Here is a 13,297-nt window from a genome sequence, read left to right on the forward strand (position 1 = left end):
GGAGGAGAAGGAAATGCTGCGAGGTCTCACCACCACCACGTTCTACGCCGACGACATGGCCGCCGCGATCGAGTGGTACTCGGACCTCTTCGGGATCGAGCCGTACTTCGTCCGCAACGGTCCCGACGACAAGCCGGCGTACGTCGAGTTCCGGATCGGCGACTACCAGCACGAATTCGGCCTGGTCCGCGGCGACTACCGGCCGCCGCTGGCCCAGCCCGGCCCCGGCGGGGCGATCGCGAACTGGGCCGTCGACAACGTCGAAGAAGCCTTCGCGACGCTGCTCGAGAAGGGCGCGAAGGAGTACGAGCCGATCATCGAGCGCGGGCCCGGCTTCGTGACCGGGGCGGTCATCGACCCCTTCGGCAACGTCCTCGGCGTCATGTTCAACCAGCACTACCTGGACGTGCTGGCCGGGTCGTGAGTGGCGATTCGGGTTAGAGCCGAAGGGGTCTTAGGTACCTGCTGGTTGTGGCAGGAGTTGGTCGCAGGTCCGTGAAGGCCTCCTTGCCTACCCTGAAGGTAGGGAAGGAGGCCTTCACGGACTACGTGATCGCCTCCGCAGCCTCGGGCGGCGGCGCCAGCCCAGTAGTCACGGGCGGCGGCGCGTGAGGGACCCCTGCCCTCGACTCAGCTTCACACCTATCCCGAGTACATGAAGGCCCCCTTCCTGTACCTAGGCGCAAGGAAGGGGGCCTTCATGTACCGCAGAGGAGAGCCTGGGCACCGGACCCACCCCCTACTCGACCGGCCAGCCTGGTCTCAGCGGTACAGGGTGTGGTCGGCCGTCTCCGGATCCTTGCCCGTGTCCCTGACTTCGGCCATCCACTTGCCGAAGTCGGGGCGCGAGCCGTCGACGTCGGTCAGGCCGTACTCGTTCATCAGCGTCCACGACGCCAGCGTCTTGCCCGCGAACCGCGAGACCTCCGGGTCGGTCGCCAGTTTCGCGACACCGCGCCCGAGCAGCGTCGGGGTCTCCGAGATGGCGAAGTCGACCGGGGCCGCCTTGCCCACCGCGTCCCGCCAGGTCTCCTCGGTGATCCCGAAGTGGTCGAGCATCGACTCCGACCGCAGGAAGCCCGGCGTGACGGTCATGCCGACGCAGCCGTACTTCTTCAGTTCGGCGCCCAGCGCCCTGCCGATCGCGCGGATGCCGGACTTCGCGAGGAAGTACGGGATCCCCGCGCCGACGTACTCGTCGTGATCACCGTCGGTGACCTCGATGACGAGACCGCCCTCCCGTTTCACGACCAGCGGGAGAAGCCGGTGCAACGCGATCAAATGCGTGTCGATCGCGTTGTGCACCAGTGTGAGGGCGTCGTCGAGACTGGAGTCCCAGTACGCCCGCTCGAAATCCGCGAACGGGTCGCCGCCCCAGACGTCGTCGACCAGGAGGTCGATCCGGCCGTCCACTTCGGACTCGATACGCCGCTTCAGCGCGTCCACATCGGACACGTTGGTGAAGTCGGTCCGGACCGCGATTCCCCGGCCGCCCGCCGCGTCGACGAGCTCGGCGGTGTCCTCGATCGTCTCCGACCGCTTCATCGGTGACTGGTGCTCCCGCGTCGTGCGGCCGGTGACGAACACCGTCCAGCCGAGCCTGCCCAGTTCCACCGCGATCGCGCGGCCACATCCTCGCGTCGCTCCCGCGACCACGGCAACTTTATGATCCACTTCGGACACGTCCCTTCCACGCGGTCAGCACCGCGTCCACGTCTTGCCCCACGCGGTCGACGAACCGGCCCTTCGGCCGGATCGACCAGTCCAGCGAAGCCCCGTTCGCCACTCCGAGCAGCACCCTCGCCGCACGGACGACACCCGGCGCACCCGGCAGGTCACGCGCCGCGGCGCGCGCCAGCCGTCGTATTTCCGCTTCCACGGCGGTGAAATGTTCACCCAACAGGGCACGGAGTTCCGGATCCCCGATGTCCACCCCCAGCTGCCCGAGGTGGTTCGCCGCGGTCTCCGCCGAACCCACGCCCTCGTAGATCACGACGACCGCGGCCCGCAGGCCTTCCACGGGATCGGCCAGCTCGCCGCATTCCCGCATCCGCCCTACGACGGACTCCGTGTTCGCCCGGCTCAATGCCTGCAAAAGACCGTTTTTCGAGCCGAATCGCTGGGCGACCGTGCCGACCGCGACCCCGGCCTCCGCCGCCACCTGGGCCAGCGTGAAACCCGGGCCGACCATGCCGATCACGGTCTCCGCCGCCTTCAGCAGTCGTTCGTCGGTGATGGTGCGCGGCCTCGCCATACGATTATTGAACCACGGTTCATTAACCCCGACGATTCAGGGTCACTCTCAGGGGTATCACCGATCGCGTACGACGTCCGGAGACGGCAAGCTACTTCTCAGGTCGGGTACCAGGTTGGCACCTCAGGATGACGCGCTCGGCCACCCACATGGACGACGATTGCTATCGCAGTCGCCGAGGGGAGCAGACATGATCGAGGCAGTGGGCCTCACCAAGCGGTACGGCAAGACACTGGCGGTGAACAACCTGTCCTTCTCCGTCGCGGGAGGGAAGGTCACCGGATTCCTCGGCCCGAACGGGGCGGGCAAGTCGACGACCATGCGGATGATCCTCGGCCTCGACAACCCGACGTCGGGCGAGGTGCGCATCGGGGGCAAGCTCTACCGCGAGCTGAAGGACCCGCTGCGGACGGTCGGCGCACTGCTGGACGCGAAGTGGGTGCACCCCAACCGGTCGGCGCGGGCGCATCTGCAGTGGATGGCGAAATCCAACAAGATCCCGGCGGCCAGGGTCGAAGAGGTGCTCGAAACCGTCGGCCTCACCAGCGTCGCCGGAAAGCGGGCCGGCGGTTTCTCCCTCGGCATGTCGCAACGACTGGGGATCGCGGCGGCCCTGCTGGGCGACCCGGAGGTCCTCCTCTTCGACGAGCCGGTCAACGGCCTCGACCCCGAGGGCATCCTCTGGATCCGTAAGTTCATGCACCGGCTGGCCGACGAGGGCCGCACGGTGTTCGTTTCCTCGCACCTGCTTTCGGAGATGGCGCTCACCGCGAGCCACCTGATCGTGATCGGCAAGGGACAGCTGATTTCGCAGTCCTCCACCGAAGACTTCGTGTCACGGGCCGCCGAGAACACGGTCAAGGTCCGGTCGCCGCAACTGCCCGCGCTGCGCGCCGCGCTGGCGCAGGCGAGCGCCCAGGTCACCGACGCCGACAAATCGCTCGTCGTGTCCGGTATGGACAGTGACAAGATCGGCGAGATCGCCGCGGCCAACCAGATCGTGCTGCACGAGCTCAGCCCGCAGACCGGCTCCCTGGAGCAGGCCTTCATGCAGATCACCGGCGATTCGGTCGAGTACCACACCGGTCTCGAAACCGAAGCCGCCGAAGTGGTCGCCGCCGCCCAGTAGCCAACCACTCTTTTGAGGAAAGAAACGCCATGACTCTGCTCGCCGTGGAACGCATCAAGCTGTTCACCACACGCTCACCCTGGTGGTGCGCGCTGGCCGCACTGGCGGTCGTGATCGGTTTCGCCGCCATCGTCTCCGGTGCCGCACCCGCCGGTGAACTCACCGACGTGAGCCTGACCCAGTTCGGCTACGGCTTCGGGATGGCCGTGATCATGGTGCTCGCCGCGCTTTCGGTGACCACCGAATACCGCTTCGGCACCATCCGGACCACCTTCCAGGCCGTGCCGAACCGCACCGCGGCGCTGCTGGCCAAGACCGGCGTCGTCGCGCTCCTTTCGCTCGTGATCGGCGAGGTCGCCGCGTTCGGCGCCTGGGGCCTCGCCTCGGTCATGCGGCCGGAAGATCTCGCGCTGAACACCACCGTGGAGTGGGTCAGCGTCGCCGGCGTGGGCGTGGTGTTCGCCCTCGCCTCGGTGATCGCGGTCGCCATCGGTGTGCTGATCCGGCACAGCGCCGGCGCCATCTCGCTCCTGCTGATCTACGCCCTCGCGGTGGAGAACCTGATCCGGCTGATCCCGCGGATCGGCAAGGACATCTACGAGTGGATGCCGTTCCGCGTCGCCGACAGGTTCCTCAACGGCACGGGATCCGCCGCGGCCCAATCGGCGCTGAGCCAAGGCGGTGCGCTGGCCTACTTCGCCGGTTTCGCCGCGATCCTGCTGGTCATCTCGCTGGTCGTCGCGAACAAGCGCGACGCGTAAGGACTTCCACAGGGGAGAAGCCGGTCGCACGGCTCGGGGGAGCGGGCGACCGGACGGGGAGAAAAAGGGGAACAAGGACCGGGCCGCCTATCGGGGGGCAGCCCGGTCCTTTCCCGTCGGGCCTCGCGGCGGCACGTTGGGTAATGTCGGAATCCACCGGAGGGAGGGCCGATGATCAAGGCCACCAAACTCACGAAACGCTACGGCGACAAGATCGCCGTGAACGACCTTTCCTTCACTGCCGAGGCGGGACGGGTGACCGGCTTCCTCGGCCCCAACGGGGCGGGCAAGTCCACCACGATGCGGATGATGCTCGGGCTCGACAACCCCACGTCGGGCTCGGTCACCATCGACGGCAAGCCCTACCGCGAGCTGCGTGATCCACTTCGGACGGTCGGCGGCATGCTCGACGCCACCTGGCGGCACCCCGGCCGGACGGCCCGCGAGCACCTCCGGTGGATCGCCGCCACCAACGGCCTGCCCGACAAGCGCGTCGACGAGGTGCTCAACCTGGTCGGACTGGGGTCGGTCGCGGGCAAACGGGCCGGGCAGTTCTCGCTCGGGATGTCGCAACGGCTCGGGATCGCGACGTCGCTGCTGGGCGACCCGCGCGTCCTGCTGTTCGACGAACCGGTCAACGGACTCGACCCCGAGGGCATCGTGTGGATCCGGCAGCTGATGCACGCGCTCGCCGCCGAGGGCCGCACCGTGTTCGTGTCCAGCCACCTGCTGCCGGAGATGGCGCAGACCGCGCAGGACCTCGTCGTGATCGGCCGGGGGAAGCTGATCTACCAGGGCACGATGGAAGACTTCGTCGGCCGCGCGAAGGGCCTCGGGGTGCGGGTCCGCAGCCCGCAGCTGCCCGAGCTGAGGGAGGCGCTGACCGGCAAGGGCGCCGAATTCCGCGAAGAGGACGGCGCGCTCATCGTGTCCGAAATGGACAGCGACCACATCGGCGAGCTCGCGTTCGCCGCGGGCGCGACCCTCCACGAACTGAAGCCGCTCGCCGGCTCGCTCGAACAGGCGTACATGCAACTCACCGCCGAAGCCGTCGAATACGGCACCGGCCAGGTCCCGGAGGGCGTCCGATGACCGCGGCGAACATGCTCCGCGCGGAGCGGATCAAGCTGCTGAGCACGCGCGCGCCCTGGTGGTGCGCGGGCATCGCGATCGTGGTCGCGCTCGCCTACACCGCGTTGTTCTTCGGTTTCGTTCCGTTGGAGGGACAGACCGGCGTCGACTCGACCCAGATCGCCGGCGCGCTCGCCCGCACCGTGGTGCTGATCCTCGCCATTCTCGCGGCGGCGACGGAGTTCAACTGGGGCACACTGAAGCTCACCTTCCAGGCGGTGCCGTCCCGCGTGCCCGCACTGCTGGCGAAGGGCGCCGTCGTCGGCGTGTTCTCGGGACTTATCGGGCTGCTGGTGGGTTTCGGCTCGTGGGCGATCGCATATCTGATCAAACCTGCCTCCGACCTGGGGTTGAACTCCGGTGCCGACTGGCGCGCGGTGGCGGGCCAGGGGCTGACCTTCGCGCTGACCGGGCTGCTCGGCGTCGGGCTCGGCCTGCTGTTCCGCAGCCCCGCGTTCGCCCTCGGGTTCGCGTTGGTCTGGACGCAGTTGATCGAAGGCCTCGTCCTGCTGATTCCGCGCGTGGGCGACGACATCTACCAGTGGATGCCGTTCTTCGCGGCGAATCAGTTTTCCGGATCGGATCTGACGGTTTCGATGATGAAACTCGAACCCCCAATGGGTCCCTGGGGCTATTTGGCTTATTTCGCTGGTATCTGCGTGATTGTCTATACGGCCGGGCTGATGATCACCCATCGAAGGGACGCGTGAGCTTTTACCGCCTCCAAAGGAGTTAAGTCCACGTTAAGAGCCTGTGGCTTCTCTCACAGGATGCGGACATACTGTTCCTGACCGGGCGATGCTCGGGATGAGCCGATTTTCGGCTCTCGGCCCCGGAGGTGATCCTTGACGGTGGATTCCGGTCAGGGAGTGGAACGCACGATCCCGCAAGCCCGCACGGAAAGTATGCAGCCCCGGCTCGAGCCCATGCTCGACCTCGAATGGTCACAGGCGATCGAACTGCCCCGCACGGTGGCGTCCGCGACCCGGCCATCCGATATTCGCCGCGCCTGGGTACACCGCGCACCCGAAGATCTCGTTGTCGCGCTGTACCGCGCGTCCAGTGGAATGCACGGGGAAATCCCCGCACCATGGTGGCTTCGCGCCGTCGTGGAAGGCAGGCTCGAATCGCGGGAACTCGGTTTCCGCATCGAAGACCGCATCGCGGGCCTGCTCGGCAGGCGGCCCGGTTGGGAATTCGTCCCGTGGGCCGCGGACGGAGAATCCGGCTACTGGGAGTTCATGCCTTCCGAACGCGGTGCGTCCGGTCATTCGATCCCGACCACGGTGCTGAACACCAGCCGTCACGACGGTTGGATCGACGTTCTCCCCGCCCATTCCAGCACGACGCCACCGCCGATCCCGGTCGCCGGATTCGCCGGCCTGCGCTCACGGCTGGGGGAGTTCGAAGCCGTCCGGTAACCCCACGTTTAATGAGTGGGTGGAAAACGAGGACCAGCCACGGATGCGCAGCGTGGTCAGCTATGTCAAACGCGGCGGCCGGATGACCGTCGGGCAGCAGCGAGCCTGGGACGACCTCTGGCCGTCGCTCGGCCGCACGGTCGGCGAACTGCCCGAAGGCACGGTGGATTTCGGCGACTGGTTCGGCAGGCAGGCCCCGGTCATGGTGGAGATCGGCTCGGGTATGGGCGAGACCACGTCCCAGCTCGCGGCCGCCGCGCCGGAGCTCAACTACGTCGCGGTCGAGGTGTACGACCCCGGGCTGGGCCAGCTGATGCTGCGCGCGGAGAAGCTCGGGGTGAAGAACCTGCGGCTGATGCACGGTGACGCCGTCGTGCTGCTGACGTCGCACGTCGAACCGGGCTCGCTGGCCGGGGTCCGGCTGTTCTTCCCGGACCCGTGGCCGAAGAAGCGGCATCACAAACGGCGGATCGTGCAGCCCGGGTTCGTCTCGCTGGTGGCCTCGCGGCTCATGCCGGGCGGGACCTTCCACATGGCGACCGACTGGGAGAACTACGCGGAGCAGATGATGGAGGTCTGCTCGGCCGAGCCGCTCCTGCGCAACCGCCACGCCGGCGAGCCCGGCGGCTGGGCCCCGCGCCCGGAGTGGCGTCCGGTCACGAAGTTCGAGAACCGCGCCGACGTCGAAGGCCGGATCTCGCACGACCTGATCTTCGAACGGGTCTAAACGCCTGAAAGGGCCGGTCAGGGACGTCCCCACGTCCTTGACCGGCCCTTTCTCGACACCCCCGTGCCTTGGAATGCCCCCTGCGCATCCCCGGTGCCCGTTCATCCATCCCCCGACAGAGGGATGACCGGGCACCCGGCTCGTGGGTGGTTACCTCCGACTCCACCCACGAGACCTGCTCGCCCCGGCGCCATGACGCCATTCGGGCGAACCTTTTACTCCTCGGCGAGCGGCTCCGACTGCACCCGCTTGAGCGCCGGGGTCGAGACGGATGCCCCGAGCAGCGCCACCCCGATTCCCAGCACCACGGGCGCCAGCAGCCACGGGCTCAGCACGACCGGGTCCTTCTCGACCATGCTGTAGAGCCCGACGCCGACTCCGATCCCGACCACACCCGCGCCGATGGTGGCCACCATCGCGGGCAGGGCCGCCTCCATCCGCAGCGCCCTCGCCAGCACCCGGACCGGTGTCCCGGCCGCGATGAGCGCTCCGAAGGTGCGGCGGCGGTCCATCACCGAACCGGCGGTCGCGACGGCCGCGCTGCAGCCGGCGAGCACCCCGGCGGCGATCAGGCCGATCACGGTGACCCGGCGCAGGTCGCCGAGCTCCTGCTGCTGGCCGATCAGGTGCAGGCCACGGCTGACGACCTCCTGGCCCGGTGCCGCCCCGACCAGCGCGGTCCGCACGACCTCGCCGTTCGCCGGGGTCGTCGGCACGACCACGTCGAACCGCTCCAGCTGGACACCCGCGGGGATCAGGGCCGGGTCGATCACGATCGTGCTCGACGTGTCCTCGTCACCTTCCGGGTAGAGGCGCATCGGAGCCTGCGGATTCAGCTGCGGGCCGGCCTTGTCGTAGTCCGACGTCACGCTGTACGACGCCGGGTCGAGCTTGTGACTGCTGTAGATCGCGGGTTCCGGACCGCAGGCGCCGCCGATGTTCACCCGCAGCAGCTTCGTGGCGTCCTCGCAGGTCATGACGAAGGCCCTTTGCAGCGTCTGGCCGCGGGTGCCCGGCTCGCCGGTGGACAGGTAGACCTGGCCGACCGCGAGGGCCTTGTCGGTGATCCCGTTGCGGGCGAGGGAGGCGTTGGTCCCCTCGGCGATCTGCCGCGCGTGGGTCGCGTCGCTCTCGGCGTAGAGGACGTTGTCCTTGAAGGTCCGGCCACCGCCCGCCATCGACTCGAACGAGGGCAGCAGCGTGAGCGCCATCGAGCCGGTGAACACCGCGAGCACGACACCCGCCGTGGCGCGATAGGCGCTCTTCGGATCGTCACGGAGCCTGCGCCCGGCCAGCAGCGAAGCCGGTTTGCGCCAGACCCGGACGAACGTTCCGCCCACCGCGGAGGTGACCCACGGCCCGATGATCGCGGCCGATCCGACCAGCAGGAACAGGCCGAACATCACCATCGGCAGGCTGGACTCGTCCTGGGTGACCGCGAAGAGGAAGAAGGCGCCGGCCACGGGGACCGCGAGCAGCCGCCACCAGTGCAGTGGCTTGCGAGCGTGCGCAGAAGCCGCGAACAACGGCGTCTTCAGCACGCGGCGGATGCCGAGAATACCGGCGAAGACCACCAGGAGCGGAATCGTCACGGCGACCGCGATGGTCGAGCCCAGCGAAAGGCTGAAGTCCGACGCGAGCCAGGTTCCACCTGCCCAGGGGACGAACGTCGAGAGACCCTGGAGCGCCGGTGCCACGAGGATGCCGAGCAGGGCTCCGACGACCGCGGACAACGCCGTCTCGGCGGCGACGATCTTCGTCACCTGCCCCGGGGTCGCGCCCGCCAGCCGCAGCGCCGCCATCCGCAGCTCACGCCGGGCGGCGGTGAGCCGGGCCGAAGACGCGACGAGCACCAGGCTCGGCACGAGCAGGACGATGACGCCGACCCAGGCGAGCAGTTCGAGCATCGGGTCGGGCTTCGCCTGCTTGTTGGGGAAGCCGTCCGCGGCGAGCGCCGACTGCGGCATCGACTCCGGGGTGTGGCCGACGACGGCGACCAGCTGCTCCGGATACATCAGCGAATCCGGGCCGAGCGAGTCGACGAGCTTGCCGAACCGGTCCCCGAGCTGGGCCTGCGGCGTCGACTGGATCAGTTTCCCGAGTTCGGGCGAAACGATCGACTCACCGGGGGCCGGCAGCTTCGGGATGCCCGGCGGGAGGCTGAGCATCGGCGCGGTGCCGGTCTGGGCGATGTCGACGCGGATGATCTCGCGGCCACCCGAGTAGTCCTTGTTCGCCGCCATCAGCAGCGGGCCCGACGGCTTGGCCGTGTCGCCCGAACTCGAAGGCGCGTTGTAGCTGTAGATGTCCTGCCAGATCGCCCGCTGTGAGCGGGCCTGCGTGGCACCCGGGAGGGAGGCCAGCAGGAGCACCAGACTGGTCGCGACGGCGACCCCGACCGCGGTGAGGATGGCCGACGTGCGGGTCCGGCGGTCGACCCGGAGCACCCGCATGGCCAGCTGGAAGCTGTTCATCAGGCGGCCAACCTCGTCGCGATCAGGCCGTCGCGGATGGAGACGGTGCGAGGCATGGCTTCGGCGAGTTCGCGGTCGTGCGTCACGACGATCACCGCGGCGCCGCTGTCGGCGGCCGCCGAGAGCAGCGCGTCCATGGTGGCGCGGCCGGTGCGGGTGTCGAGTGCGCCGGTCGGCTCGTCGGCGAAGATCACCTTCGGCCGGTGCGTCAGCGCCCGCGCGATGGCGACGCGCTGCGCCTCACCGCCGGAGAGCTCACCAGGGCGGCGCTTCTCCTTGCCCTCGAGGCCGAGCTTCGCCAGCCATTCGCGGCCCGCCTCGATGGATTCCTTGCGGCCCTTGCCACTCAGCAGCGACGGCAGCGCGACGTTCTCCTCGGCGCTCAATTCGGCGACGAGCATGCCGGACTGGAACACGAAGCCGAACTCGGTGCGCCGCAGCTCGCTGCGCTTGCGCTCGTTGAGCTGGTCGACCCGCTGCCCGGCGAGGAAGATCTGCCCGGAGTCGGCGCGGAGGATCCCGGCGAGTACGTGCAGCAGGGAGGTCTTGCCTGAGCCGGAAGGCCCGACGATGGCGACCGCGTCACCCGCCTGGATGTCGATGTCGATCCCGGCCAGCGCGTGCTGCGTGCCGTACCGCTTCACCAGCCCACGTCCGGCGAGTACCGCGTCACTATCGCGCCTGCCGTGATCGTGCTGCCAGGGCGCTGCTTCGGAATTCACGTTACCTCCCACGCAAAGGCGCCCTGCCATCACGATCACGGGACCTGACGGTCAAAAGGGGCGCGACTTCAAAAGATCAAAAGACCTTGGTCACTTCAGCCGCGATCAGCTTCGCGAATCCGTCGTCTGTCCACTTCGGGCAGACGGCCAGTGCTGATCACCCCCGCATCGGCCGATCGGCCGAGGTGGGTCGGGCCGGTCGGCCAAGGTGCGGACGGCGGCGGATCCTCTACCGTCACGGTGTGACAGCAGGTCCATCGCAGAACAAGTTCTACGCACGCGTGAGTTCACTCGTGCGTCGTCTCGGCATGCCCACCGTCGTGCTGCTGGCCGCGTTCGCGTTCGACCTGCTCTTCATCACCGACGCCGCGGTCGACGGCACGGGGCCTCGCGGCATCGACCTGCTGCTGTTCCCCGGCATCTTCGCGATGGTGTTCTGCGCGCTCTGGGCGCAGAAACGGGCCGCGGTGGCCGCCGTCGCGGCTTCGGTCGTGCTGGTGGCCTGCACGCTGTTCGTCCGGTATTTCGACGTCCCGACCTACTCGAGCGTGCTCACCCACCTGTCCATCACCGAGGTGGTGGCGGGGGTGGAGATCCTGTTCTACGCCGCGCGCCGGACGCGGCCCGGTGTGGCGTTCGCCGTGATCTCCGGACTGGTGCTGGCCACTCTGACCGCGGTGTCCGGCCGGTACGGCTACAACTACAACAGCGGCTCGGGCGGCACCATGGCGCAGGCGATGCTGTTCGGCGGCATCCTGCTGGGCGGCACGCTGGTCTTCGCGATTCCCGGGCGCGACCGCACGGCGAATCCGAAAAGCCACGAGAAGCTGCAGAAACTCAACAAGCTGGTGATGGGCCAGTGGCCGCTCATCGGCATGCTGGGCATCGCGCTGATCCTGGAATTCAACTTCACCTACACCAGCGGGGCGCACGGCCTGCCCATCCTGGCCTGCTCGATAGTCACCGCGATCATCGCGGTCGCCGCGCCGCGGCGACCGGCCGACGCGCTGGTCGCGCTCGCCGCCGTCATGCTGCTTTCCACGCTGGTCACACCGTTCCTCCGGCTCGGCTACCACTACCCGCTGCCCGGCGGCGTGCCGGGGACACAGATCGTCGCGGGGATGGGAGTGGTCGTCACGCTGGTCCGCACGGTCGGGCTGGCCAAGGCCTTGCCACGGCTCGCGGTGCTGACCGGAGTCGTCGCGTTTTCCTCGATCCTCAACACCAAACGGCCGACTTCCAGGCTGATGACGGACCCGGACGACATCGCCGGGTACGGGGTCGCCGCGCTACTGCTGCTCGGCATCTCGGTGGCCATCGGCCTGGCGCTGCGTTCGCGGGACTCGGAGCGCACGCAGGTCATCCAGTCGGCGATCAGCGACGCGCAGACGTCGGAGCGGATGGCGCTGGCGCGCGAACTGCACGACGTCGTCGCGCACCACGTCACCGGGATCGTCGTACAGGCACAGGCGGCGAAGATGATGGGCGAGAAGAACCCGCAGGTCGCGGTCGAGGCGATGGGCCGGATCGAGGACGCCGGGGTGGAGGCGCTCGCGGCGATGCGGCGGCTCGTCCGGAGTATGCGCGGGGACGCCCCGGCCGGGAGCAGCGAGTTCAGCGAACAGGCCACCACCGATCTCGCCGCCGACCTGCGGACGCTGATCGAACGGGCGAATCACGGCGTGAAGACGTCGATGAAGCTCGAACTGCCGCCGAACGTGCCGCACGAGGTCGGGCGGTCGGCGTTGCGGCTGGTGCAGGAGTCGCTGACGAACGTCGGCAAGCACGCGTCCGGCGCGAAGGAGACGCTGGTGATCGCCGAGGTGACCGGGAACGAACTGCACCTCCAGGTGACCGATGACGGACGCGAGCCGGAGCGCCGTCCGGCGGGCGGGTCGGGCGGCTACGGTCTGATCGGGATGCGTGAACGTGTCGCCCTGCTGCACGGCCGGCTCTCCGCCGGCCGCGCGCCGGGCGGCGGATGGCGCGTCGAAGCGTGGCTACCACTTGAAGGAGAAGAGTGATCCGGGTATTGATCGCCGACGACCAGGACATGGTGCGGATCGGCTTCCGGATGATCCTGGACAGCCACGACGACATCGAGGTGGTCGCCGACGTGGCGGACGGTGTCTCGGCGGTGGCGAAGGCGCGTGAACTGCGCCCGGACGTCTGCCTGCTGGACATCCGCATGCCGGGGATCGACGGGCTCGAGGTCACCAAGCAGCTGGCGGGTCCGGACGTCGTCGATCCGCTGAAGGTGGTGGTGGTCACGACCTTCGACCTCGACGAGTACGTGCACACCGCGCTGCGCAACGGCGCGAGCGGGTTCTTGCTGAAGGACGCCGGGCCCGCGTTGCTGATCGAGGCGGTGCGCGCGGCCGCGCGCGGGGACGCCCTGGTCTCGCCGCAGATCACCGTCCGGCTGTTGAAGCATTTCGACGGCGGGACGGTGAAACGCGACGTCAGTCCGCCTTCGGAGCCGCTGACCGCGCGGGAGCTGGACGTGGTCAAGGCGGCCGCGAAGGGGCTGACGAACACCGAGATCGGGGCCGAGCTGTTCCTGTCGCTTTCGACGGTGAAGACACATCTGGCGTCGGTGCAGGGCAAAGTGGGTGCGCGGAACCGGGTGGAGATCGCTGCCTGGGCGTGGAGGAGCGGTGTAGTGGACTGAAAGTAGG

At 68.5% G+C, this 13,297-nt stretch carries 13 protein-coding genes; 9 read left to right on the forward strand and 4 right to left on the reverse strand.

Annotated features, from left to right (window positions below; genetic code table 11):
* Positions 1–13 precede the first annotated feature (13 nt).
* Positions 14–424: a VOC family protein gene (locus BKN51_RS33885; RefSeq protein ID WP_101611483.1), complete on the forward strand. Its 411-nt coding sequence runs from the start codon at positions 14–16 to the stop codon at positions 422–424.
* 338 nt (positions 425–762) lie between these two features.
* On the opposite strand, the gene BKN51_RS33890 is transcribed toward BKN51_RS33885, so the two are convergent.
* Together BKN51_RS33890 and BKN51_RS33895 are read right to left on the reverse strand one after the other, a co-directional pair.
* Complete coding sequence (locus BKN51_RS33890) at positions 763–1,674, reverse strand: SDR family NAD(P)-dependent oxidoreductase (protein ID WP_101613618.1); 912 nt, start codon at positions 1,672–1,674, stop codon at positions 763–765.
* The gene (locus tag BKN51_RS33895; protein WP_101611484.1) at positions 1,664–2,254 is read right to left on the reverse strand and encodes a TetR/AcrR family transcriptional regulator; all 591 of its coding nucleotides are present in this window, start codon (positions 2,252–2,254) and stop codon (positions 1,664–1,666) included. The genes BKN51_RS33890 and BKN51_RS33895 overlap by 11 nt, the downstream gene beginning before the upstream one ends.
* Before the next feature lie 190 nt (positions 2,255–2,444).
* Between BKN51_RS33895 and BKN51_RS33900 the strand changes: the two genes are divergently transcribed.
* The 6 genes from BKN51_RS33900 to trmB all read left to right on the forward strand — a co-directional run bounded on the left by BKN51_RS33900 (position 2,445) and on the right by trmB (position 7,423).
* The gene (locus tag BKN51_RS33900) at positions 2,445–3,383 is read left to right on the forward strand and encodes an ABC transporter ATP-binding protein (protein WP_101611485.1); all 939 of its coding nucleotides are present in this window, start codon (positions 2,445–2,447) and stop codon (positions 3,381–3,383) included.
* Between the two features lie 29 nt (positions 3,384–3,412).
* On the forward strand, positions 3,413–4,144 hold the full coding sequence (locus tag BKN51_RS33905; protein ID WP_101611486.1) for an ABC transporter permease: 732 nt from the start codon (positions 3,413–3,415) through the stop codon (positions 4,142–4,144).
* 171 nt (positions 4,145–4,315) lie between these two features.
* Positions 4,316–5,236, forward strand: coding sequence for an ABC transporter ATP-binding protein (locus tag BKN51_RS33910; protein ID WP_101611487.1), 921 nt, complete (start codon positions 4,316–4,318; stop codon positions 5,234–5,236).
* A complete protein-coding gene (locus tag BKN51_RS33915) occupies positions 5,233–5,985 on the forward strand; it encodes a hypothetical protein (RefSeq protein ID WP_101611488.1) in 753 nt (250 codons plus the stop codon). Before BKN51_RS33910 ends, BKN51_RS33915 begins: the two co-directional genes overlap by 4 nt.
* Before the next feature lie 159 nt (positions 5,986–6,144).
* On the forward strand, positions 6,145–6,696 hold the full coding sequence (locus tag BKN51_RS33920; protein ID WP_101611489.1) for a hypothetical protein: 552 nt from the start codon (positions 6,145–6,147) through the stop codon (positions 6,694–6,696).
* A 43-nt stretch (positions 6,697–6,739) separates the two neighbouring features.
* The gene (gene trmB, locus BKN51_RS33925; protein ID WP_217359088.1) at positions 6,740–7,423 is read left to right on the forward strand and encodes a tRNA (guanosine(46)-N7)-methyltransferase TrmB; all 684 of its coding nucleotides are present in this window, start codon (positions 6,740–6,742) and stop codon (positions 7,421–7,423) included.
* A 215-nt stretch (positions 7,424–7,638) separates the two neighbouring features.
* On the opposite strand, the gene BKN51_RS33930 is transcribed toward trmB, so the two are convergent.
* The gene (locus tag BKN51_RS33930; protein WP_101611491.1) at positions 7,639–9,897 is read right to left on the reverse strand and encodes an FtsX-like permease family protein; all 2,259 of its coding nucleotides are present in this window, start codon (positions 9,895–9,897) and stop codon (positions 7,639–7,641) included.
* Positions 9,897–10,619: an ABC transporter ATP-binding protein gene (locus BKN51_RS33935; RefSeq protein WP_101611492.1), complete on the reverse strand. Its 723-nt coding sequence runs from the start codon at positions 10,617–10,619 to the stop codon at positions 9,897–9,899. The genes BKN51_RS33930 and BKN51_RS33935 overlap by 1 nt, the downstream gene beginning before the upstream one ends.
* Before the next feature lie 242 nt (positions 10,620–10,861).
* Between BKN51_RS33935 and BKN51_RS33940 the strand changes: the two genes are divergently transcribed.
* Both BKN51_RS33940 and BKN51_RS33945 read left to right on the forward strand, forming a co-directional pair.
* Positions 10,862–12,643, forward strand: a complete 1,782-nt coding sequence (locus BKN51_RS33940; protein WP_369862257.1) for a sensor histidine kinase — start codon at positions 10,862–10,864, stop codon at positions 12,641–12,643.
* Complete coding sequence (locus BKN51_RS33945; protein ID WP_101611493.1) at positions 12,640–13,290, forward strand: response regulator; 651 nt, start codon at positions 12,640–12,642, stop codon at positions 13,288–13,290. Before BKN51_RS33940 ends, BKN51_RS33945 begins: the two co-directional genes overlap by 4 nt.
* Positions 13,291–13,297 lie beyond the last annotated feature (7 nt).

Origin of the sequence: Amycolatopsis sp. BJA-103 (assembly GCF_002849735.1) — a bacterium.
Lineage (GTDB): Bacteria > Actinomycetota > Actinomycetes > Mycobacteriales > Pseudonocardiaceae > Amycolatopsis.